At 65.3% G+C, this 21,109-nt stretch carries 19 protein-coding genes; 6 read left to right on the top strand and 13 right to left on the bottom strand.

Annotated features, from left to right (window positions below; all coding sequences use genetic code 11):
• Nucleotides 1-44 precede the first annotated feature (44 nt).
• Both NKJ47_RS18410 and NKJ47_RS18415 read left to right on the top strand, forming a co-directional pair.
• Nucleotides 45-1,688, top strand: coding sequence for an electron transfer flavoprotein-ubiquinone oxidoreductase (locus NKJ47_RS18410; protein ID WP_254459184.1), 1,644 nt, complete (start codon nucleotides 45-47; stop codon nucleotides 1,686-1,688).
• 11 nt (nucleotides 1,689-1,699) lie between these two features.
• Complete coding sequence (locus tag NKJ47_RS18415) at nucleotides 1,700-3,766, top strand: glycoside hydrolase family 99-like domain-containing protein (protein ID WP_254459185.1); 2,067 nt, start codon at nucleotides 1,700-1,702, stop codon at nucleotides 3,764-3,766.
• A 1-nt stretch (nucleotide 3,767) separates the two neighbouring features.
• On the opposite strand, the gene NKJ47_RS18420 is transcribed toward NKJ47_RS18415, so the two are convergent.
• The gene (locus tag NKJ47_RS18420; RefSeq protein ID WP_254459186.1) at nucleotides 3,768-4,406 is read right to left on the bottom strand and encodes a CoA transferase subunit B; all 639 of its coding nucleotides are present in this window, start codon (nucleotides 4,404-4,406) and stop codon (nucleotides 3,768-3,770) included.
• Nucleotide 4,407: 1 nt separating this feature from the next.
• Nucleotides 4,408-5,145, bottom strand: a complete 738-nt coding sequence (locus NKJ47_RS18425; protein WP_254459187.1) for a CoA transferase subunit A — start codon at nucleotides 5,143-5,145, stop codon at nucleotides 4,408-4,410.
• Between the two features lie 132 nt (nucleotides 5,146-5,277).
• On the opposite strand from NKJ47_RS18425, the gene NKJ47_RS18430 reads away from it, so the two are divergent.
• Nucleotides 5,278-6,624 carry a phosphomannomutase gene (locus NKJ47_RS18430; RefSeq protein ID WP_254459188.1) on the top strand — a complete coding sequence of 449 codons (1,347 nt, stop codon included), beginning with the start codon at nucleotides 5,278-5,280 and terminating at the stop codon, nucleotides 6,622-6,624.
• Nucleotides 6,625-6,678: 54 nt separating this feature from the next.
• Nucleotides 6,679-8,082 carry a mannose-1-phosphate guanylyltransferase/mannose-6-phosphate isomerase gene (locus tag NKJ47_RS18435; RefSeq protein ID WP_254459189.1) on the top strand — a complete coding sequence of 468 codons (1,404 nt, stop codon included), beginning with the start codon at nucleotides 6,679-6,681 and terminating at the stop codon, nucleotides 8,080-8,082.
• Nucleotides 8,083-8,148: 66 nt separating this feature from the next.
• Here NKJ47_RS18435 and NKJ47_RS18440 read toward each other — a convergent pair whose 3' ends face one another.
• The 5 genes from NKJ47_RS18440 to rfbB are packed head-to-tail and all read right to left on the bottom strand — an operon-like array spanning nucleotide 8,149 to nucleotide 12,894.
• Entirely contained in the window at nucleotides 8,149-9,387 is a 1,239-nt protein-coding gene (locus tag NKJ47_RS18440) for a sulfotransferase family protein (protein WP_254459190.1), read from the bottom strand.
• Between the two features lie 55 nt (nucleotides 9,388-9,442).
• Nucleotides 9,443-10,333 carry a dTDP-4-dehydrorhamnose reductase gene (gene rfbD / locus NKJ47_RS18445; RefSeq protein WP_254459191.1) on the bottom strand — a complete coding sequence of 297 codons (891 nt, stop codon included), beginning with the start codon at nucleotides 10,331-10,333 and terminating at the stop codon, nucleotides 9,443-9,445.
• Nucleotides 10,330-10,902, bottom strand: a complete 573-nt coding sequence (gene rfbC, locus NKJ47_RS18450; protein WP_043090220.1) for a dTDP-4-dehydrorhamnose 3,5-epimerase — start codon at nucleotides 10,900-10,902, stop codon at nucleotides 10,330-10,332. Before rfbC ends, rfbD begins: the two co-directional genes overlap by 4 nt.
• Nucleotides 10,899-11,786, bottom strand: coding sequence for a glucose-1-phosphate thymidylyltransferase RfbA (gene rfbA / locus NKJ47_RS18455; RefSeq protein ID WP_017911203.1), 888 nt, complete (start codon nucleotides 11,784-11,786; stop codon nucleotides 10,899-10,901). The genes rfbC and rfbA overlap by 4 nt, the downstream gene beginning before the upstream one ends.
• Before the next feature lie 52 nt (nucleotides 11,787-11,838).
• Complete coding sequence (rfbB, locus tag NKJ47_RS18460; RefSeq protein ID WP_254459192.1) at nucleotides 11,839-12,894, bottom strand: dTDP-glucose 4,6-dehydratase; 1,056 nt, start codon at nucleotides 12,892-12,894, stop codon at nucleotides 11,839-11,841.
• A 234-nt stretch (nucleotides 12,895-13,128) separates the two neighbouring features.
• Between rfbB and NKJ47_RS18465 the strand changes: the two genes are divergently transcribed.
• Together NKJ47_RS18465 and NKJ47_RS18470 are read left to right on the top strand one after the other, a co-directional pair.
• On the top strand, nucleotides 13,129-13,875 hold the full coding sequence (locus tag NKJ47_RS18465) for an electron transfer flavoprotein subunit beta/FixA family protein (RefSeq protein WP_254459193.1): 747 nt from the start codon (nucleotides 13,129-13,131) through the stop codon (nucleotides 13,873-13,875).
• Nucleotides 13,875-14,816, top strand: a complete 942-nt coding sequence (locus NKJ47_RS18470) for an electron transfer flavoprotein subunit alpha/FixB family protein (RefSeq protein WP_254459194.1) — start codon at nucleotides 13,875-13,877, stop codon at nucleotides 14,814-14,816. The genes NKJ47_RS18465 and NKJ47_RS18470 overlap by 1 nt, the downstream gene beginning before the upstream one ends.
• 184 nt (nucleotides 14,817-15,000) lie before the next feature.
• Here the strand turns inward: NKJ47_RS18470 and NKJ47_RS18475 are convergent, their stop codons facing one another.
• The 6 genes from NKJ47_RS18475 to NKJ47_RS18500 are packed head-to-tail and all read right to left on the bottom strand — an operon-like array spanning nucleotide 15,001 to nucleotide 21,109.
• Complete coding sequence (locus tag NKJ47_RS18475) at nucleotides 15,001-16,167, bottom strand: nucleotide sugar dehydrogenase (RefSeq protein ID WP_254459195.1); 1,167 nt, start codon at nucleotides 16,165-16,167, stop codon at nucleotides 15,001-15,003.
• A 15-nt stretch (nucleotides 16,168-16,182) separates the two neighbouring features.
• Entirely contained in the window at nucleotides 16,183-17,541 is a 1,359-nt protein-coding gene (locus tag NKJ47_RS18480; RefSeq protein ID WP_254459196.1) for a hypothetical protein, read from the bottom strand.
• The gene (locus tag NKJ47_RS18485) at nucleotides 17,517-19,196 is read right to left on the bottom strand and encodes a DUF6311 domain-containing protein (RefSeq protein ID WP_254459197.1); all 1,680 of its coding nucleotides are present in this window, start codon (nucleotides 19,194-19,196) and stop codon (nucleotides 17,517-17,519) included. Before NKJ47_RS18485 ends, NKJ47_RS18480 begins: the two co-directional genes overlap by 25 nt.
• Nucleotides 19,193-19,792: a hypothetical protein gene (locus tag NKJ47_RS18490; protein WP_254459198.1), complete on the bottom strand. Its 600-nt coding sequence runs from the start codon at nucleotides 19,790-19,792 to the stop codon at nucleotides 19,193-19,195. The genes NKJ47_RS18485 and NKJ47_RS18490 overlap by 4 nt, the downstream gene beginning before the upstream one ends.
• A complete protein-coding gene (locus NKJ47_RS18495) occupies nucleotides 19,789-20,187 on the bottom strand; it encodes a GtrA family protein (RefSeq protein ID WP_017911195.1) in 399 nt (132 codons plus the stop codon). The genes NKJ47_RS18490 and NKJ47_RS18495 overlap by 4 nt, the downstream gene beginning before the upstream one ends.
• The gene (locus NKJ47_RS18500) at nucleotides 20,171-21,109 is read right to left on the bottom strand and encodes a glycosyltransferase (protein ID WP_254459199.1); all 939 of its coding nucleotides are present in this window, start codon (nucleotides 21,107-21,109) and stop codon (nucleotides 20,171-20,173) included. Before NKJ47_RS18500 ends, NKJ47_RS18495 begins: the two co-directional genes overlap by 17 nt.

The raw sequence follows: 21,109 nt of genomic DNA on the forward strand, positions 1-21,109 counted from the left end.
CTGAAAATGCGGGCAGCCAGAACGAGCCAACGGGAGCGGAGCAGATGACGGGAACCGAGGGCGGCGCCAACGCGCCGCAGCCAGTGGAGCGCGACGTCATGGAATACGACGTCGTCACCGTCGGCGCGGGTCCGGCCGGGTTGGCGTTCGCGATCCGGCTCAAGCAGCTCAATCCCGACCTCTCGGTCTGCGTGATCGAGAAGGCCAGCACCATCGGCGCGCACATCCTGTCCGGCGCGGTGATCGAACCGGCGCCGCTGGACGCGCTGCTGCCGGGCTGGCGCGACAACCCGCCGCCGATCTGCGTGCCGGCGGCCGAGGACGAGTTCTGGTACCTGAGCAAGGACGGTGGGCACAAGTTCCCGATGGTGCCGCCGGGCATGCGCAACCATGGCAACTTCATCGTCAGCCTCGGCGCCCTATGCGCCTGGCTGGCGCCGCAGGCCGAAGCGCTGGGCGTGGAGATCTACCCCGGCTTCGCCGCCGCCGAGACCCTGCACGCCGAGGACGGCACGGTGCTGGGCGTGCGCATCGGCGACATGGGCGTGGCCAAGGACGGATCGCACAAGCCCGGCTACACCGCCGGCATCGACATCCACGCCAAGGTCACGGTGCTGGCCGAAGGCGCGCGCGGACATCTGACCAAGCGCCTGATCGCGCGCTTCGCGCTCGACGCCGGCCACGATCCGCAGGCGTTCTCGATCGGCATCAAGGAACTGTGGCAGCTGCCCGAGGGCCGCGTCAGCCCCGGCAGGATCGTGCATACCCTGGGCTGGCCGGCCGACAGCAAGACCTATGGCGGCAGCTTCCTGTATCACCTGGAGAACAACCAGGTGGCGCTGGGCTACGTCAGCGGCCTGGACTACCACGACCCCGAATACCGGCCGTGGGAAGCGTTCCAGCAGTGGAAGAACCACCCGATGATGAAGTCGCTGCTGGAAGGCGGCACCATCCTCTCGGCCGGCGCGCGCGCCATCGCCAGCGGCGGCTGGCAGTCGCTGCCGAAGGTGGAGATGCCCGGCGCGCTGCTGATCGGCGATACCGCCGGCCTGCTCAACGTGCCCAAGATCAAGGGCACCCACCAGGCGATCCGCAGCGGCATGCTCGCCGCCGAGCACCTCGCCGCCGGCGCCGCGCTGGACCCGGCCGGCTTCGACGCGCGCCTGCGCGGCTCGGAGGTGATGGCCGAATTGCGCCAGGTGCGCAACATCAAGCCCGGCTTCAAGAAGGGCCTGTGGTTCGGCCTGCTCAACGGCGCCTGGGAAACCCTGGTCAAGGGCGCCTCGCCGTGGACGCTGAAGGTCGGCGCCGACTGGAAGAGCCTGGACCGGCTGGGCGAGCACGAGCAGCCCAAGCGCGACTATGTGCAGCGCGAGTTGGCCCCGCGCGACCGCCTGCAGGGCGTGTACTTCGCTGCCACCGAGCACGACGAGGATCAGCCGGTGCACCTGCACGTGCGCGATCCGCAGATCTGCGTGACCCGCTGCACCGAGGAATACGACAATCCCTGCACGCGCTTCTGCCCGGCGGCGGTGTACGAGATCGTCGACGACGCGGCCGGCAAGCGCCTGCAGATCAACGCCGCCAACTGCGTGCACTGCAAGACCTGCGACATCAAGGACCCCTACGCGATCATCGACTGGGTGACGCCGGAAGGCGGCTCCGGACCGAATTACCAGAACCTGTGAGCGATCGCCGAATGAGCGAGTCGGTGTCGGGGCGTCTGCGCACGGGCATGTACCGGCTGATGCGCCTGGCCTTTCGCGCGTTGCCGATCGCCGACGGCACGCGCGACCGATGGCGGAACTGGTTTCTCGACAGGTACGCCGGCTGGGCGCCGGCCGCGCCCAAAGGGCAGGTCGCGAACACCGGGACCATGGCCCTGCGCGCCCTGCACCGCGCCGACGAGGCCGCGATTGGCCATGTCCCATACCGCAAAAGCACATTGCCAGCGCCACTGCCGGCCACGCTCGTCGCGTTCTATCTGCCGCAGTTCCATGCAATTCCGGAGAACGACGCATGGTGGGGCAAGGGCTTCACCGAGTGGCGCAATGTCAGTCGCGCCCTGCCGCAGTTCTATGGGCACATGCAGCCGCGCATTCCGGCTGACCTGGGGTTCTACAATCTGCGCGACCGCGAGGTGATGCGCCAGCAGGCGCAACTCGCCTCCGAGTACGGGATCGGCGCCTTCTGTTTCTATTTTTACTGGTTCGCCGGCAAAACCCTGCTAGAGGAGCCCATCCGCAACTGGCGCGACGACGCGACCATTTCCCTGCCCTATTGCCTGTGCTGGGCGAACGAGAACTGGGCGCGCCGCTGGGACGGCCGCAACACGGATATCCTGATCGCGCAGCAGCACAGCGACGAAGACGATCTTGCCTTCATCGCGCACCTGGCCACTTATCTGGTCGACCCGCGTTATCTGCGCGTCGACGGCAAGCCGCTGGTGCTGGTCTATCGTCCGAACCTGATGCCCGATCCGAAGGCGACGGCGTCGCGCTGGCGCGCATGGTGCGCCGCCAATGGAATTGGCGAGATCCATCTCGCATATGTCCAGGGGTTCGAGCGCCCGGATCCACGCGAGATCGGCTTCGATGCCGCGGTCGAGTTCCCCCCCAACATGAGTGCGCCGCCGTCGGTGGCTGGCGCGCAGTTGCTGATCAATCCGGATTTTTCCGGGGAGGTGCTGGACTGGCGCGTCCTCGCGGCCGAAATGGCAGCCAGGCCGCTGCAGCCCTACACGCTCTATCCCGGCGTCAATCCTGGCTGGGACAACGAACCGCGCCGCTCGGGCAAGGGCCGAATCTATCTTCACGCCTCGCCGCGCGGCTACGAGGCATGGCTGTCGCACACCATCCACGACCGCCTTGCGCCGGTTCCAGCCGCCCAGCGCCTGGTGTTCGTCAATGCCTGGAACGAATGGGCCGAAGGTGCAGTACTGGAGCCGGATGCACGGCTCGGTCACGCGTGGCTGGAAGCGACCCGGCGCGCCCTGCACCCCACATGCACTCCGGCCGAGCGGCCGTACGTGGTCATCCACGCCTGGTACGTCGATGTGCTGGAGGAACTGCTGGCGCAGGTACGCGACGCGGCGTTCGATCACCACCTCATCGTGACGACGACGGAGCGCAACCTCGCCGGGGTCAACCTCGCCCTGCAACGCCAGGGAATGGAAGCCGAGGTCGTGGTCCACGACAACCATGGCCGCGACATCCTGCCATTTCTGCGGATCGCCGATCGCCTGCTCAATGCAGGCGCCTCCGTAGTGCTGAAACTGCACACCAAACGCTCCGTGCATCGCCAGGATGGCGATCAATGGCGACGGGAAATGGTCGGCAGTCTTCTGGAGCGCGACCGGGTCAAGGCCATCGTCGATGCCTTCAAGCACCGCCCGGATCTCGGCTTGGTCGCCCCGGAGGGCCATATTCAGCGCCTCAGCTTCTACTGGGGTGCCAACGAGCAGGCCGTGCGCGCCCTGGCCACCCGCATGGGTCTGGCGCAACCGGACATCGAGACGGCCGTCTTTGCAGGCGGCAGCATGTTCTGGGTGCGCCTGCAGGCGATCCAGCCCATTCTGGATTGCCATCTGCAACCCGGCGAATTCGAGAAGGAGGCAGGACAGGTCGACGGCACCCTGGCGCATGCCATCGAGCGGCTGTTCAGTCTCTCCGCAGTGGATCGCGGCTACGCGCTGACCAGTGCCGCGTCGATCGTGGGGGCCGAGGACGGCCCCACTGTTCCCTACAAGTACGCGCGCAAGGGTTAGATCAGGCGGGGGCCGTGGAGAACGGCACGCCGGTCTTGGCGACCAGTTCGGCCTCGTCCACGCCCTCGGCGGTCTCGACCAGCACCAGGCCGTTGTCGGTGACGTCGAACACCGCCAGATCGGTGATTATGCGGTCGACCACACCCACGCCCGTCAGCGGCAGATCGCAGGCCGGCAGGATCTTGTGGCTGCCGTCCTTGGCCACGTGTTCCATCAGCACGACCACGCGCTTGACCCCGGCCACCAGGTCCATCGCCCCGCCCATGCCCTTGACCATCTTGCCCGGCACCATCCAGTTGGCCAGGTCGCCCTGCGCACTGACCTGCATCGCGCCGAGGATGGCCAGGTCGATATGGCCGCCGCGGATCATCGCGAAGGAGTCGTGGCTGCCGAAGTAGCTGGCGCCGGCGCGGGCGGTGACGGTCTGCTTGCCGGCGTTGATCAGGTCGGCGTCGACCTCGTCCTCGCTGGGGAACGGGCCGATGCCGAGCAGGCCGTTTTCCGACTGCAGCCACACGTCCACGCCCTCGGGAATGTGGTTGGCGACCAGGGTCGGCAGGCCGATGCCCAGGTTCACGTAGGCGCCGTCGGTGAGTTCGCGGGCGGCGCGCTGCGCCATGTCGTCGCGGGTCCAGGCCATGTCAGGCGTCCTTCTGGCGCAGGGTGCGCTGTTCGATGCGTTTTTCCGGATGCGGGTTGTGCACGATGCGGTCGACGTAGATGCCGGGCAGGTGCACCTGGTCCGGATCCAGGCTGCCGGTCTCCACCACCTGCTCGACCTCGGCGATGCAGAGCTTGCCGGCCATCGCGCAGGCCGGATTGAAGTTGCGCGCGGTCTTGCGGAACACCAGGTTGCCGGCGGCATCGGCCTTCCATGCCTTGACCAGGGTCACGTCGGCGCGCAGGGCGGTCTCCAGCACATAGTGCTTGCCGTCGAACTCGCGGGTCTCCTTGCCCTCGGCCACCACCGTGCCGTAGCCGGTGGCGGTGAAGAAGGCGGGGATGCCGGCGCCACCGGCACGCAGGCGTTCGGCCAGGGTGCCCTGCGGGTTGAATTCCAGTTCCAGTTCGCCGGCCAGGTATTGGCGTTCGAACTCCTTGTTCTCGCCGACGTAGGAGGAAATCATCTTGCGGATCTGCCGCGTCGCCAGCAGCTGGCCCAGGCCGAAACCGTCGACGCCGGCATTGTTGGAGATCACGGTGAGGCCGCCGACGCCGCTGTCGCGCAAGGCCGCGATCAGCGCCTCCGGGATGCCGCACAGGCCGAAGCCGCCGACCGCCAGGGTCTGGCCGTCCGCCACCACGTCGGCCAGCGCCGTGGCCGCATCGGGGAAAAGCTTGCCGCGCCGCCCGCCCGCAGGGGTAGAGGTGTCGCCCATTCGCCAGCTCCGCGTTGGAAATAGGCGCGTAGTCTAGCCGCTCGCCGCGCCGGACCCCCGCCGCACCGCCGCAACGACCGATTAAGCGCCGTAACGTTACACTCCGGTTTCCCCCATCTAGGACCCTCATCCATGTCGCTTCCCGCATTCAAGGCCTACGACATCCGCGGTCGCGTTCCCGACGAACTGAACGAGGAGTTGGCGCGCCGCATCGGCGTGGCGTTGGCCGGGCAATTGCAGAGCGGCCCGGTGGTGGTCGGCCACGACGTGCGCCTGGCCAGCCCGGCGCTGCAGGCGGCGCTGTCAGCGGGCCTGCGCGCCAGCGGCCGCGAGGTCATCGACATCGGCCTGTGCGGCACCGAGGAAGTGTATTTCCAGACCGACCACCTGCAGGCGGCCGGCGGCGTGATGGTCACCGCCAGCCACAACCCGATGGACTACAACGGCATGAAGCTGGTGCGCGAGAACGCGCGCCCGATCAGCTCCGATACCGGCCTGTTCGCGATCCGCGACACCGTCGCCGCCGACACCGCGGCGGCCGTTGCCCCCACCGCCGCCGAGCATCACCGCCCGGACAAGAGCGCCTACATCGAACACCTGCTCAGCTACGTCGACCGCGCCACGCTCAAGCCGCTGAAGCTGGTGGTCAACGCCGGCAACGGCGGCGCCGGCGCCATCGTCGACCTGCTGGCGCCGCACCTGCCGTTCGAGTTCGTGCGCGTCTTCCACGAGCCGGACGGCCATTTCCCCAACGGCATTCCCAACCCGCTGCTGCCGGAAAACCGCGCCGCCACCGCCAACGCGGTCAAGCAGCACGGCGCCGACTTCGGCATCGCCTGGGACGGCGACTTCGACCGCTGCTTCTTCTTCGACGCCGACGGCCGCTTCATCGAGGGCTACTACCTGGTGGGCCTGCTGGCGCAGGCGATCCTGGCCAAGCAACCGGGCGGCAAGGTCGTGCACGACCCGCGCCTGACCTGGAACACGATCGAACAGGTCGAGGAGGCCGGCGGCATCCCGGTGCTGTGCAAGAGCGGCCACGCCTTCATCAAGGAGAAGATGCGCAGCGAGAACGCCGTGTACGGCGGCGAGATGAGCGCGCACCACTATTTCCGCGAATTCGCCTATGCCGACTCGGGGATGATCCCGTGGCTGCTGATCGCCGAGCTGGTGTCGCAGTCCGGCCGCTCGCTGGCCGACCTGGTCGAAGCGCGCATGCAGAAGTTCCCGTGCAGCGGCGAGATCAACTTCAAGGTCGCCGATACCAAGGCGGCGGTGGCGCGGGTCATGGAGCACTTCGCCGCACATGCGCCGGCGCTGGACTATACCGACGGCGTCAGCGCCGAATTCGCCGACTGGCGCTTCAACCTGCGCAGCTCCAACACCGAACCGCTGCTGCGCCTGAACGTGGAAACCCGCGGCGATGCGGCCCTGCTGGAACAGCGTACGCAGGAAATTTCCGAGTTGCTGAAAGCCTGATCGCGTCGTTGCCTTTCTCTCCCCCTTCAACGGATCCATGGAGTCCTTCCGTTTATGAGCGACATTCTGCCCATCATCCTGTCCGGTGGTTCCGGCACCCGCCTCTGGCCGCTGTCGCGCGAGGCCTATCCCAAGCAGTTCCTGCCGTTGGTGGGAGACACCACCATGCTGCAGTCGACCTGGCTGCGCGCTGCGCCGATCGCCGGGCGTCCCCCCATCCTGGTAGCCAATGAAGAACACCGCTTCATCGCCGCAGAGCAATTGCAGCAATTGGGCGTCAAGCCAGGCGCGATCCTGCTCGAACCCAAGGGCCGCAACACCGCGCCTGCCATTGCGGTGGCGGCGCTGGAGGCGATGCGCGACGGTGCCGATCCGCTGCTGCTGGTCCTGCCCTCGGATCACGTGATCCTCGACGAAGCGGCGTTCCAGGCGGCGGTCAAGGCCGCCGCGTCTTCGGCTGCAGACGGCAAACTGGTGACCTTCGGGATCAAACCGACCGCACCGGAAACCGGCTACGGCTACATCAAGGCCGCCGCCGGCGATGGCGCACGCGCGGTCGAACGCTTCGTCGAAAAGCCCGACCTGGCCACCGCCCAGGGGTATCTGACCTCGGGCCAATACTATTGGAACAGCGGCATGTTCCTGTTCCGCGCCTCGCGCTACCTGGAAGAGCTGCGGCGCTTCCAGCCGGCCATCGCCGACGCCTGCAGCAAGGCATGGCAAACCGCCAAGCGCGATGCCGACTTCACCCGCCTGGACAAGGACGCCTTCGCCGCCAGCCCCTCCGACTCCATCGACTACGCGGTGATGGAGAAGACTGCCGACGCGGTGGTGGTACCGCTGGACGCGCAGTGGAGCGACGTCGGTTCGTGGTCGGCGCTGCTGGACGTGTCGCCGCAGGACCCCAACGGCAACGCCCACCACGGCGACGTGATCGAGATCGATTGCCGCAACACCTACGCCTACGGCTCGCGTCTGATCGCCATGGTGGGCCTGCAGGACGTGGTGGTGGTGGAGACCGACGACGCGGTGCTGGTCGGCCACAAAGAGCGCATCCAGGAAGTGAAGGACGTCGTCGCCAGGATCAAGGCCAATGGCCGTTCCGAAGCCACCTGGCACCGCAAGGTGTACCGCCCGTGGGGCGCCTACGACTCGATCGACAACGGCCAGCGCTTCCAGGTCAAGCGCATCACGGTCAAGCCCGGCGCCACGCTGAGCCTGCAGATGCATCACCACCGCGCCGAGCACTGGATCGTGGTCAGCGGCACCGCCGAGGTCACCCGTGGCGAGGAAGTGCTGCTGCTCACCGAGAACCAGAGCACCTACATCCCGCTGGGCGTGACCCACCGCCTGAAGAACCCGGGCAAGCTGCCGCTGGAGCTGATCGAGGTGCAGTCGGGCAGCTATCTGGGCGAGGACGACATCGTGCGCTTCGAGGACACCTACGGGCGCACGTGATACTGAGACCCTTGCACGGATGCGACGGACCGGATGGAGGCCGCTTACGCGGCCTCTATCCCGATGTCAGTCCGCCACCCTCTGCACGTCCACATCCTGCGCAAGGCCACCGTCCTCGATCCAGCTCACACCCTCCTGTACCAACCTCAGTTGGAGCGTGAAGCGGCCGCTACGTGCCGGAGTACGTACTTGCACCGCAATCGTCAGATGCCCGCCCGCCCCCAATGCTACGGGCAGCACACTGCGCTCACCGTCGTACACAACCACCTCGCCGCTCTCGGCATCGACCCAGTGGTAGGAGACATGTAGCGGGTTCGGCGGACGGCTGCTCAACAGTTCGTCGGAGTCGTTGCGGACGCGTGCCTTCAGCACGACCCGCGTATCGGCAGGTAGCGTTCGTGGACATTCCAGGAGCGTCACACTGATGCGCTTGAACGTAGACGGCTGCAGCGGCAACCGCCAGGCCAGTCCGGCATGACCTTCGCGCCTGGCCTCTTCCATCACCAGCGAGCGCGCCATCGCGTTGAAGCGTTCCGCGAACGCGCCCCTGGCCCACTCGTACAGTGCGCGGTCCAACCCGGTGACACTTTCCACGGCGACACGCACATCGGCAGCCACCCCGAACTCGGGGAGGCGGTCGACCGATGCATTGAGATGCGGAACCGGCAGCCCCGGATCGAATCCGAAGGTGTGCGCGAACAGGGCCAGGGAATCTTCGATACGCTCGACGATGCCGAACTGCATCGATTGCAGGCGGTGTTTCGCGGTCTCCAGCAACGCCGGATCGTCGCCGCGCTCGGCATAGGCGCGGATCGTACGGCGGCCATAACCGGTCGGATCCGCTGCCAGCCTTTCGAAATCCAGATCTGCGGCCAGGGACAACGTTTGCGTATTGACCAGGTCCCAGCGCGTTTCAGGATCGGAAACGAAATCCAGTAACGACCAGCGTTCGCGTACCACCTGTTCGTGCCGGTACGCATTGGGATCGCGACGCACATGCGCATACCACGACAATGTGCGCTGCAAAGGGTCCCGTAGCATCGTCAGATAACGCAGTGGCTGACCGACATACCGTTCCAGCCCGTGCCACAGATGGCCGCGGAACAGGCGGTAGCCACCCAGGCGATTCCGGTCGAGTGCGAACAAATCCGGCAGCAACTGGCTCGGACATATTTCATCATGCGCATACTGCGCATCGAGAAAAGCGCTGAGTGTGGTCCCTGCCGTCTTCGGGATATGCAGGTAGTACAGGGCTGACGCCGGCGATCCAGATGCTTGGACACCAGGGTTCAACTGAGTTTTCATCAGCCTTCATTTGAGCCGCGATCTGCGCGCGCCTATCGGAAGGCTGCACGGCCAATCATTGCATCGAACTTATCACATTTGTAACTTCATTTTGCCAATGCGGTAACTCAACGCAAAAATCGGCAAAGAACGAGCTCGTATCCAACCGTGAATAGGCTGGCCGTGCCGCCGCGGTTGGGTAATCTGCGGTCGCGATCGGCGTCAGCTTCGGCACGCGATCGGCCAGCCCGAGCGCAAGGGCGGTCGCAAAAATGTATTCGGCAAAACCATACCAGCTCGTCTCTCCGGTGGCCGTCAGGTGCCAGGTTCCCGAACGTTGGACGGGATGCCGCATCGCCCGCACCGTCATCTGCGCGATCAACGCCGCCGGCGTTGGCGTGCCAATCTGGTCGGCCACCACTCGCAACTCGTCGCGTTCGGCACCGGCACGCAGCATCGTGCGCAGGAAGTTGTGGCCGTGTGCCGAATACACCCAAGCGGTGCGGAAAATCAAATGGCGACCGCCCGCAGCTCGGATCGCCTGCTCTCCGGCCAGCTTGCTCTCACCGTAGACGCAAAGCGGGCCGGTCGGATCGTCCGGCAAATAGGGGCGCCTGGCGCGACCGTCGAAGACATAATCCGTCGAGTAGTGCAACAACGGCACATCCTGCTCGGCGCACCAGCGCGCGATCGCGGCGGGCGCCTCGGCATTGACCCGAAACGCCGCCGCGCGCTCCTGTTCGGCCTTGTCCACTGCGGTGTAAGCAGCCGCATTGATCACCCAGGTCGGCCGCGCGACGGACAGCAGCGCGACCAGTTGTTCCGGCTTGTCCAGGTCCGCGCGCAGACAGGCCGATCCGTCGGCCAGCAGGCCACTGCGCGTAGTCGCCAGTACCCTGCTGCCGGAAAGCGCACGCAGCAGCTCCTGACCAACCTGACCGTTACCGCCGATGACCAGCACGCTCACGCTGCGTCTCCCTGCGCCGGATACACCGGCAGACATTCCTCACCGAGCTGCTCGAGGAACGGTGCGTGCGCATCCTTCGACGAGAGGATGGGGTCGGCGATTGGCCAATCGACGGCAATGCTCGCATCGTTCCAGCGCACGCCCGCATCGGCGGTTTTCACGTAGACATCGGTGCACAGGTAGCTGAAGACCGCGAACTCAGAGAGAACCGCGAACCCGTGTGCGAACCCCTCGGGAATCCAGAACTGGCGGCGGTTCTCCGCACTCAGAATCACCGCTTCCCAGCGTCCGAAGGTCGGCGAGCCTCGGCGCAGGTCCACCGCCACATCGTAGACCTCCCCCTCCAGCACACTGACCAGCTTGCCCTGCGGCCGTGGCCACTGGTAGTGCAGGCCGCGCAAAACGCCCTTGGACGACGCAGACACGTTGCTCTGCACGAATCGACTGGGAAGCCCCAGTTCCGCGAAACGTTCGGCATTCCACAGTTCCATGAAGTAACCGCGGGCATCGCCGAACACCGCCGGTTCGATCACCATGCAGCCGGGCAAGTTTGTCTCAATCACTTTCACGGAACGATTCCTCGTACAGCCAGCTCCTGCAGATATCTGCCGTAGCCATTCTTAAGTAAAGGCGCGGCCAGCCTTTCCAATTGCGCGGCATCGATCCACCCCTGTCCGAACGCGATCTCTTCCGGACAGCACACCTGCAGCCCTTGCCGCGACTGAATGGTCTCGATGAAGTTAGAGGCCTCGTGCAGCGACTGGTGGGTCCCGGTGTCCAGCCAGGCGTAGCCACGGCCCAGCGCCTCCAGATGCAGTTCGCCGTCCTGCAGATAACGGCGATTGAGATCGGTGATTTCCAGTTCACCGCGTGCGGAAGGTTGCAGTTCCGCGGCGTAGTCGCTGGCGCGGCCATCGTAGAAATACAGCCCGGTCACCGCATAGTTCGAGCGCGGCTTGGCCGGCTTTTCCTCGATGTCGATGACCTTGCCCGACGCATCGAACTCGGCCACGCCGTAGCGCTCGGGGTCGTTGACCCAATAGCCGAACACGGTGGCGCCATGCTCTCGCGCATCGGCGCGGCGCAGGGTTTCGGTCAGGCCATGGCCGTGGAAGATGTTGTCGCCCAGCACCAGGCAGCTCGGCTTGCCGGCGACGAAATCGCGACCGATCAGGTAGGCCTGGGCCAGCCCGTCCGGGCTCGGCTGCACCGCGTACTGGATGTCCATGCCCCACTGCGCGCCATCGCCCAGCAGCGCGCGGAACAGCGCCTGTTCGTGCGGGGTATTGATGATCAGCACCTCGCGGATCCCGGCCAGCATCAGCACGCTGAGCGGGTAATAGATCATCGGCTTGTCGTACACCGGCAGCAGTTGCTTGCTGACGCCCTTGGTGATCGGATACAGCCGCGTGCCGGAGCCGCCAGCGAGGATGATGCCCTTGCGTTGTGTCATGAGGTGTTCCCTGGTGAAGTCCGCACGTCCGGACGCTTGTGCGGGACGCGCGTTATGCCGCGGTGCCGATCCGTTCCAGCCGATAGCTGCCATCGAGCACGCCCTGCACCCAGTCCTGATGGCTCAGGTACCAGTCCACGGTGAGCGCGATACCCTGTTCGAAGGTGTAGTGCGGCTCCCAGCCCAGCTCGTTCTTCAGCTTGGACGCATCGATGGCGTAGCGGCGGTCGTGGCCGGGCCGATCGGCGACGTAGGTGATCTGGCTGGCGCGCGGCTTGCCGTCTTCGCGCGGACGCCGCGCGTCCAGCAGCGCGCAGATCGCCTGCACCACCTCGATGTTCTGCTTCTCCGCATTGCCGCCGACGTTGTAGGTCTCACCGACCTTGCCCTTGGCCAGCACGGTGCGGATCGCCTCGCAGTGGTCGCCGACGAACAGCCAGTCGCGCACCTGCTTGCCATCGCCGTACACCGGCAGCGGCTCGCCGGCCAGCGCCTTGGCGATCACCAGCGGAATGAGCTTCTCCGGGAAATGGTACGGGCCGTAGTTGTTGGAGCAGTTGGTGGTCAGCACCGGCAGGCCGTAGGTATGGTGGAACGCGCGCACCAGATGGTCGGACGCGGCCTTGGACGCGGAGTACGGCGAATTCGGCGCATACGGCGTGGTTTCGCTGAACTTGCCGGTCTCGCCGAGCGTGCCGTAGACCTCGTCGGTGGACACATGCAGGAAACGGAACGCGTCGCGGCGGCCGTCCGGCAGCGCCTTCCAGTGATCGCGCACCGACTCCAGCAGGCCGAGGGTGCCGACCACGTTGGTCTGGATGAAGGCGCCAGGGCCGTCGATCGAGCGGTCCACATGGCTTTCGGCGGCGAAATTGACCACGGCGTCGGGCTGGTGCTCGGTGAGCAGGCGACTCACCAGCGCGCGGTCGCCGATATCGCCGTGCACGAACACGTGGTCGGGGTTACCCTCCAGCGACGCCAGCGTGTTCAGGTTTCCGGCATAGGTCAACGCATCGAGGTTGATCACGCGCACGCCGCGCGCCGCCGCCTCGAGCACGAAATTGCCGCCGATGAAGCCGGCACCGCCGGTCACGAGCCACGTTGCCACTGTCTTTCTCCCGTTTCTCGGCCTGTGCACCAGACACAATCGCTGGAGCGTAACCGGTAAGCATAGCGCCCCGGAGACGGTGCGATACGCGTGCAACTGCCGCTGTTCAGTCCGCCGACCGCCCTTGACCATACGCCCTCGCATGGTCCCCCGCGCCCGGTTAGAATCCTCCGACTGCCCCGCGCCAGCCGCCGCGGCCGGGCCTTCCCGCACTGCTGAAGGATCTCGTACACGATGAAAATCCTCGTCGCCTACAAGCGCGTGGTGGACTACAACGTCCGCATTCAGGTCAAGCCGGACGGCTCCGGCGTGGTCACCGAGGGCGTCAAGCTCTCCGCCAACCCATTCGACGAAATCGCCCTGGAAGAGGCGCTGCGCCTGCGCGACGCCGGCATCGCCAGCGAGGTGGTGGTCGCCACCATCGCCCCGGCCGACGCCGCCGCGCACCTGCGCAACGGCCTGGCGATGGGCGCCAACCGCGCCATCCACGTGGTCGCCGACGCGGCGATCCAACCACTGACCGCCGCGCGCACCCTGCTCAAGCTGGTCGAGCAGGAACAGCCGGACCTGGTGATCCTCGGCAAGCAGGCGATCGACGACGACGCCAACCAGACCGGGCAGATGCTGGCCACGCTGTGGGGCCGGCCGCAGGCGACCTTCGCCGGCAAGCTGGTGGTGGCCGACGGCAAGGCCACGGTGACCCGCGAGGTCGACGCCGGGCTGGAGACCCTGGAGGTGGACCTGCCGGCGGTGGTCACCACCGACCTGCGCCTGAACGAGCCGCGCTTCATCAAGCTGCCGGACATCATGAAGGCCAAGAGCAAGCCGCTGCAGACGCTGGCCTTCGCCGAGCTGGGCGTGGAGGCCAACGACAGCCTCACCACCACCCACTACGCACCGCCGGCCAAGCGCAGCCGCGGCGTGATGGTCAAGGACGCCGCCGAACTGGTGGCCGCACTCAAGCAGAAGGGGTTGCTGTGATGTCTAAAATCCTCGTCGTCGCCGAACACCTCAACGGGCAGCTCAACGCCGCCACCGCCAAGTGCGTCAGCGCCGCGCAGGCGCTGTCGCCCGAGGCCATCGACATCGTCGTGCTGGCCGCCGATCCGGCCACGGTGGCCGCCCAGGCCGCGCAGATCGCCGGCGTCGCCCGCGTCCTCACCGTCGCCAATCCGGCCAACGAACACGCCATCGCGCAGGTGCTGGGCCCGCAGATCGCCGCCCTGGCGAAGGGCTACAGCCACGTGTTCGGCCCGTCCACCACCTTCGGCAAGGACCTGATGCCGGTGGTGGCCGCGCTGCTGGGCGTCAACCAGATCTCCGACCTGATGGCAGTGGACGGCGAATACGCGTTCAAGCGTCCGATCTACGCCGGCAACGCGATCATCAGCGTGCAGGCACCGGCCGACCAGATCGTGGTCGCCACCGTGCGCAGCGCGTCCTGGCCGGAAGCCGCACAGGGCGGCACTGCCGCAGTCGAAGCGGCCAGCGTCGACGCCGCCCTGCCGGGCCACACCCGCTTCGTCGGCCTGGCCGCCGGCAGCTCCGACCGCCCCGACCTGCAAAGCGCCAAGCGCGTGGTCTCCGGCGGCCGCGGCGTCGGCTCGGCCGAGAACTTCCAGATCGTCTACCAGCTCGCCGACAAGCTCGGCGCGGCGGTCGGCGCCTCGCGCGCGGCGGTCGACGCCGGCTACGTGCCCAACGAACTGCAGGTCGGCCAGACCGGCAAGATCATCGCGCCGGAACTGTACGTGGCCGTGGGCATCTCCGGCGCGATCCAGCACCTGACCGGCATCAAGGACGCCGGCACCATCGTCGCGATCAACAAGGACCCGGAGTCGCCGATCTTCGAGATCGCCGACATCGGTCTGGTCGGCGACCTGTTCACGGTGTTGCCGGAGCTGGAAAAAGCGCTGGGTTGAACAGCGTCCGGCCCCTACACCTCACTCCCGCTGGCAGCAGCGGGAGTGTGTCGAGCGGGCACCACGCGCCAGGGAGGTACCGGACATGGCGCCAGCGAGCCTGCAGATGGCCATGGCAAGCCAGCCCGGTGCCCCGGCATGGCGATCAAGGAAGGCCTATCCGCCTCGCAGCACCGAACAACCCTCAGTTGTCTCCGAACAGGTCTCGGGTGTAGACCTTCTCCTGCACATCCTTGAGCGCGTCGGCCATACGATTGCTGATGATGACGTCGGCCTGGGTCTTGAAGGCCTGCAGGTCATTGACGACGCGCGAGTGGAAGAATTCCGGCTCGTCCAGGCATGGCTCATGCACGATGACCTCGACGCCCTTAGCCTTGATCCGCTTCATGATCCCCTGGATGCTCGAAGAACGGAAATTGTCCGACCCGCTCTTCATGATTAACCGATAGATCCCTACCACCTTGGGATTGCGACGGAGGATGTCGGACGCGATGAAATCCTTGCGCGTGGTATTGGAATCCACGATCGCGCGGATCAGGTTCTGCGGCACGCTCTGGTAGTTGGCCAGCAGCTGCTTGGTGTCCTTTGGCAAGCAGTAGCCGCCATAGCCGAACGACGGATTGTTGTAGTGCGAGCCTATGCGCGGATCCAAGCAGATGCCCTGGATGATCTGGCGACTGTCGAGCCCGTGGGTGAGCGCGTAGGTATCCAGCTCATTGAAGTAGGACACGCGCATCGCCAGGTAGGTATTGGCGAACAACTTGATCGCCTCGGCCTCGGTCGGCTCCGTGAACAGCACCGGCACATCCTGCTCCAGCGCCCCCTCCTTCAGCAGTTCGGCGAACCGCTCCGCACGCGCAGAACGCTCGCCAACGATGATCCGCGAGGGATGTAGATTGTCGTAGAGTGCACGGCCCTCACGCAGGAACTCGGGAGAGAAGATGATGTTGTCTACACCGAACTGCTTGCGTACCTTGCTGACGTAGCCGACCGGAATCGTCGACTTGATCACCATCGTCGCGGCGGGATTTATCGCAAGCACACCACCGATGACCGCTTCGATCGAAGAGGTATTGAAATAGTTCGTCTCCGGATCGTAGTCCGTCGGCGTCGCGATGATGACGTACTCGGCGCCCGCATAGGCCTCCTGCGGATCGAGCGTAGCGCGGAAGTTGAGATCGCCGCCGATCAGTACCCGTTCCAGCTCGTCGTCAACGATCGGCGAACGCCCCTCATTGAGCATCCGCACCTTCTCTTCGACGATATCCAGCGCCACAACTTCATGATGGCGCGCCAGCAGCACGCCATTGGAGAGACCAACGTATCCGGTTCCTGCTACCGCAATCTTCATTATCCGAGTCCAGACTTAGGGACGAGGCACGTACAACATGCGCTCGGTCGCACAACTATAGTAGGTATCCGAGCGCCAGAAGCTCAATCCGAGCTGCTGGCTGGCAGGTTCCTGCATGGCTTGCTTCATGCGCTCGCATTGCTGCGCCGGCCACATCGTCTCGCCGATCATGTCCGCACGCGCGGCCAGATAAGGCAGCGACACGTAGTAGGCCGACCAGAGCAAGGTCGGCGCCAACGCCAGCACCACCCAGGCCATGCGTCGATCGGTGGCGACCGACACAGGGCGCAGCGCCAACAGCCCGGCCACCAGGACCGCAAGCATCGGCTGGATCATCAGCCGGTTGCCCCAGGAACTCCATCCGAAGGGCGCCCACCAGCGCGCGAATCCGATCAGGGAGATCAACGCCGCCAGCACGGCGATCGCCAACGTATCGCGATCTGCACGCAGCCCCAGCACCCGCCAGCCAACGAAGGCCGCGGTCAGGCCGAGGGTCCAGAACACCAGTACACCGCCATTGGGGGAGAGCACAGAGCCGACCAGGAACCCAGCGCTGGTTCCCCAGGACGGCTGGGTCTGCCTGGCCTCTTCCAGGTATGCCAAAGGCAGCAGCGAGTGGTAACGCAACAGGTTGTATCCGAGGACGACGCACAAGCCCACCGCAACGCCGGCCCCGGCGGCGATCAGCGCAAGCCTCACCCCATCCCGCCGCTGCGCCGACGCGGATTCCGCCTGCACACGTTGACGCGCCCTCCAGAACCCGGCAACCGCTAGCACAGACAGGCCAACGCTGAGGACCACCGTATCCTTGTAAAGAACCGACCAGGCACCGGTCAGCGCGATCAAGGCGACCTGCCCGCGGGTGAGCGGCGCCGTTGCCCGCAACCCTATGCCGAGCAGCCCGATGAACATTCCGATCACGACGCCGGCCTGCACCTCCAGCGCTCCCGACCTCAGATAGAACATCGGCAGCGGGGTCAAGGCGATTGCGCCAAGATAGACGATCGCGGGCGCAAGCCCACGGCGCCAGCCGTGCAGCCTGAGAACGGCGAACACCGGCAGCAGCAGCACGAACAGGTTGAGACCGGTCATCCGCGCGTGCGATTGCGCCGGACCCGCGCCCTGCAGCAAGGCCGAATTCGCCAGGTAAGCGACGGGAAACTTGCTCACGCCAGCACAATCCGACGTCGGTGCAGTGGCGCAGCGCTCAACTAGCGGAGCATCGTGGATCCAAGTCTCCATGTCGTAGACGCTGAAACCGCCAGCGCCCAACCATGCCGACAACAGCGCCAGAACCACGAACACGCCAGTTACCACCGCTTGCCGCGCCCACGAACCGCGCGCGCGTTCTAGCGGCGCGGGGTGCATAGCCATGAATCATCTCCGTTCACGTGCTGCTTGCAGTCGAAACGCCCGCCGAACCGATCACTGTAGGTGGCGTAGAGATCCGGCGACAACAAATAGATCGCGGACGCGTCCGGTCGCTCCAGCCGATGCGGATAATCGCAGTGGTAGGCCAGTTGTTCAGGCAGACTGCGGGCAGCGTAAAAGTTATTCGTCACGATTCCATGACGCAGCGCGAAGACGCCGACCGACTCGTAGTTACGGATTCCCAACGGCGTCTTCGCGTTGTCGCACTGCCACGCCGGATAGACCAGGATCGCGGAATACTTGCCCGGCGCAACCCCATGCAGCTCCTGAGTCTGGCCATTGGCGATCGCAAACTTGATGTTGCGGGCGATGGGCTGCACATCCACCACTTGCAGCACCAAGATCAGCATCAGCAACGGCAGCGCCCGTGCAGCCCCCAGCCGCAGCACGCAGGCGCTCAGGCCGATCAAGATGATCCAGAATCCCGACATCCAGAAGAAGCGCCCGCTGGAGCGGAATCGACTGAGCGCGGCCTCCAGTCCTGGCGGAATCGTGAAGTGGTGCCCCTGCGAACCGAAGTAAACCGTACTCGAAAGCGCCAGCAGATAGCAGACGAACACCACCCCTAACGCCGGCACGAACGGGAAAGTGGACGACCGCCCCCGATAGTTGATGAACATCGACACGGCAAGGACGCCCATCAGCAGCACGCCAAAGCCAAGGTAATCGAAGCCTTCGAAGGCCTGGCCGCCGGTCGGGTCGGCGATGTCGAGCCCGACAATGCGAGCCAGTCCATTTGAGTCCAGCGGCCCCAAGATGTTCATGGAGTACGTGCCATAGCCGCCGGCAGCAGTACCGGACGCACCCATGAATCCGAAAACAGACAACCCCAGTGCGGCGACCAACCCGGCAGCGGCGATGCGCAAGGCGACCTGCGGCCAGCCCAGGGTCCGATAGCGCAGCACGGTGATGCCGCACACGTTCACCAGCACCATCAGGCAAAGATAGGGATTGATGCCCGCCGCCAGCAATACGACGCCGCAATTGCCGAACAACCAGCGGTTGCGACTGCTGTGCAGCGTGAGCAGGGTCACCCAGATCGAGAGCACCAGCAGCCACTGCGATGACAGCGCGGTGTGGCCCTGGAAACGGAAGAAGGTGAACGGCGCAAGCGCGAACAACATGCCGCCCAGCACCGCAATCACCACATTTAGCCCGCGGTACGGCTCATCCAGCAAACGCAGCGCGCGCTCGGTCGCGAGGTAGCCGAACACGCCCTGCAGGACCACGCACAACAGGAAGTACGGGCCGATGAACTGCAGGCCATCCGGCAGCAACCAGCCTAGCGGACGTGCGAGCAGCAGGAACAGCGGCATCGGGTCGAACAGCGCGATGCTCATCGGCACGGGATGGCTCAGCCGCAGCGAATCCAGCCAGCCTTTGTCCGGGTCCGCCAGATATTGCCCCCAGGCGACGTAGACCTGCGCCAGATCGCCCCAGATCCAATGGGTGTCATGTATGTCCAGGGGCACGGGACCAAGCGCATAGCGGCCCCATACCATGGCCAACCCGGCCACAACGACGATGCCGAGCCAGAAAGCGCGCCCGAGGCCCACGGCTCGCTGCGCAATGCGACGCACTGCGTTGTTCATGTTCATTGGCATGTGTAGTCAACGCTTTCGGTGCTTTTACGGAAGGGATCCACCAGGTCGTCCGTATAGGCGTTCATGATTAGGCGCTTCCTCGGCAGGAAATGCGCCCGGTAGAAGCGGCTGATCGAGGCAATATCCTGGCCCTTCGCGGTCAGCAGCACGCAGCCATGCTTTATTTCCACCGTCCCGGACTGCAATTGCTCGGTTAGCCGGATATCCACCAGACGGTGTTCCTTCATGTACTCATGGACAAAGACGTCGCCGATCCGGTTCTCGAGGATGCCGCCGCCTCGCTGCTGCAGCTTCTCAAGGATATAGAACGACAACGAGCGGTCCAGCACCGTCGGTACACTTATCGCGTACACATAGCCGAGCAGGCACCAGATGACCAGCAATTGGGTGAACTCGAGCCTGCTCAGCCCATCGAGCAGGCGCCAGACACGGAACAGCACGGCCGTGACAAGCACCGCCAGCAGCGCGTCCATGAGCGAGGAATACAGCACCACATTCACGTCGAAGAAGCGCATGTGGATGAAGTTCGTCAACAACAGAATCCCGACGTAGACCACTGTGGCCAGGATCGGACGGAGCAAGACCTTCATTTGAACACCATGAACTTGTTGACAAAGAAGCTGAGGACCATCTGCATGCCCGTGGCCAGCAGGAATCCTATGCGGTAATCGAACGCGAGCCGGTCGGTCCACGCATACATGACAAGCGCATGCAGCAGGGCGATGCCCACGTAGAACAGCAGGAACAGCAGTCCCTGGTTCAGCAGTCGCCCCCGGGTACCGCGAAACACGAAATAACGGCTGCCGATGAAGGACGCGGTGATGCCGAAGATCGCCGCGATGCCGTTGGCGACGCCGGCCGAGCCAATCCCCACCACGTCGAGATTGAACTTGAGGACCGAGAAGTGGATCGCCGTGGCCACCAAACCGTTGACAACATAGCGGAAGAACTGACCGCCCAAGGCGCGGTCAGCGCGGGCGTGCATGGATGACCTCGCGGACGAAGTCGCGGTAGCTGCCGGCGACCAGCACGCCACCGCTGCGGATCATTCCCGACATCATCAAAATGATCAGGGTCAGCGCCGCCGTCTGCAGGAACACCAGCAACAAGATCCCCGATGCCAGCGAGAACCAGCCTGGCGTCGTGAAGCCCAGCGCCTTGAGCAGCAGCGCCGCCACGCCACCGATGATCGACAGCCCGGCCACTAGGGTGCAGGCGATGCCCACGCGTACCAGCACATCCTCGGCGAACACCATCAAGGCGCGGAAGCCGTGCAAAGCCAGGCCGACGAAATTCATTTTGCTGCGACCGGCATAGCGCGCACCACGGTCCAGCGAGCAGGTCTGTACGCGCAGCTTGGAGCCGAGCACCGCGGCGGCGACATGGGTCCAAAGCTCCTGCATCGCTGCCAGGCGGCGTACCGCCGGCATCTTCGCCGCCATGAAGTTGCCGAAGCTGATCTTGCGCCCGCTGAGCAGGGAGAACAGCAGCTTGTAGACCAGGTAGAACGTCTTGAACTTCAGCGACTCCACCCTGCTCTTGCGGGTCGCCACCACCACGTCGACCTCGGCCGACGCCAGGCCGCCCACCAGCTCGGTGATGCTGTGCGGCGTATCCTCGCCGTCGGAGTCCATGGAAATGACGATGACATCGTCGCCGAAGTGGTCGGCGACATAGCTCAGCCCGATGGCGATGGCACGCTGATGTCCGACGTTGCGGCGCAGTTTGATCACCACCCCTTCCAGGGCGGCGGCCTCGATGGCCGAGATCTCCAGCGGCTGGCGCACCGACCCGTCATCGACGGCGACGACGTAAATGTCCGGCCCCTGCGTCCTTGCAAGCTCGAGAAACAGCTTCGAAGACGCCTCCAGGTCTTCGTATACCGGCATCACCACGACCTTGCGCAT

It is taken from the genome of Xanthomonas sacchari (assembly GCF_024266585.1).
GTDB classification, from domain to species: domain Bacteria; phylum Pseudomonadota; class Gammaproteobacteria; order Xanthomonadales; family Xanthomonadaceae; genus Xanthomonas_A; species Xanthomonas_A sacchari_C.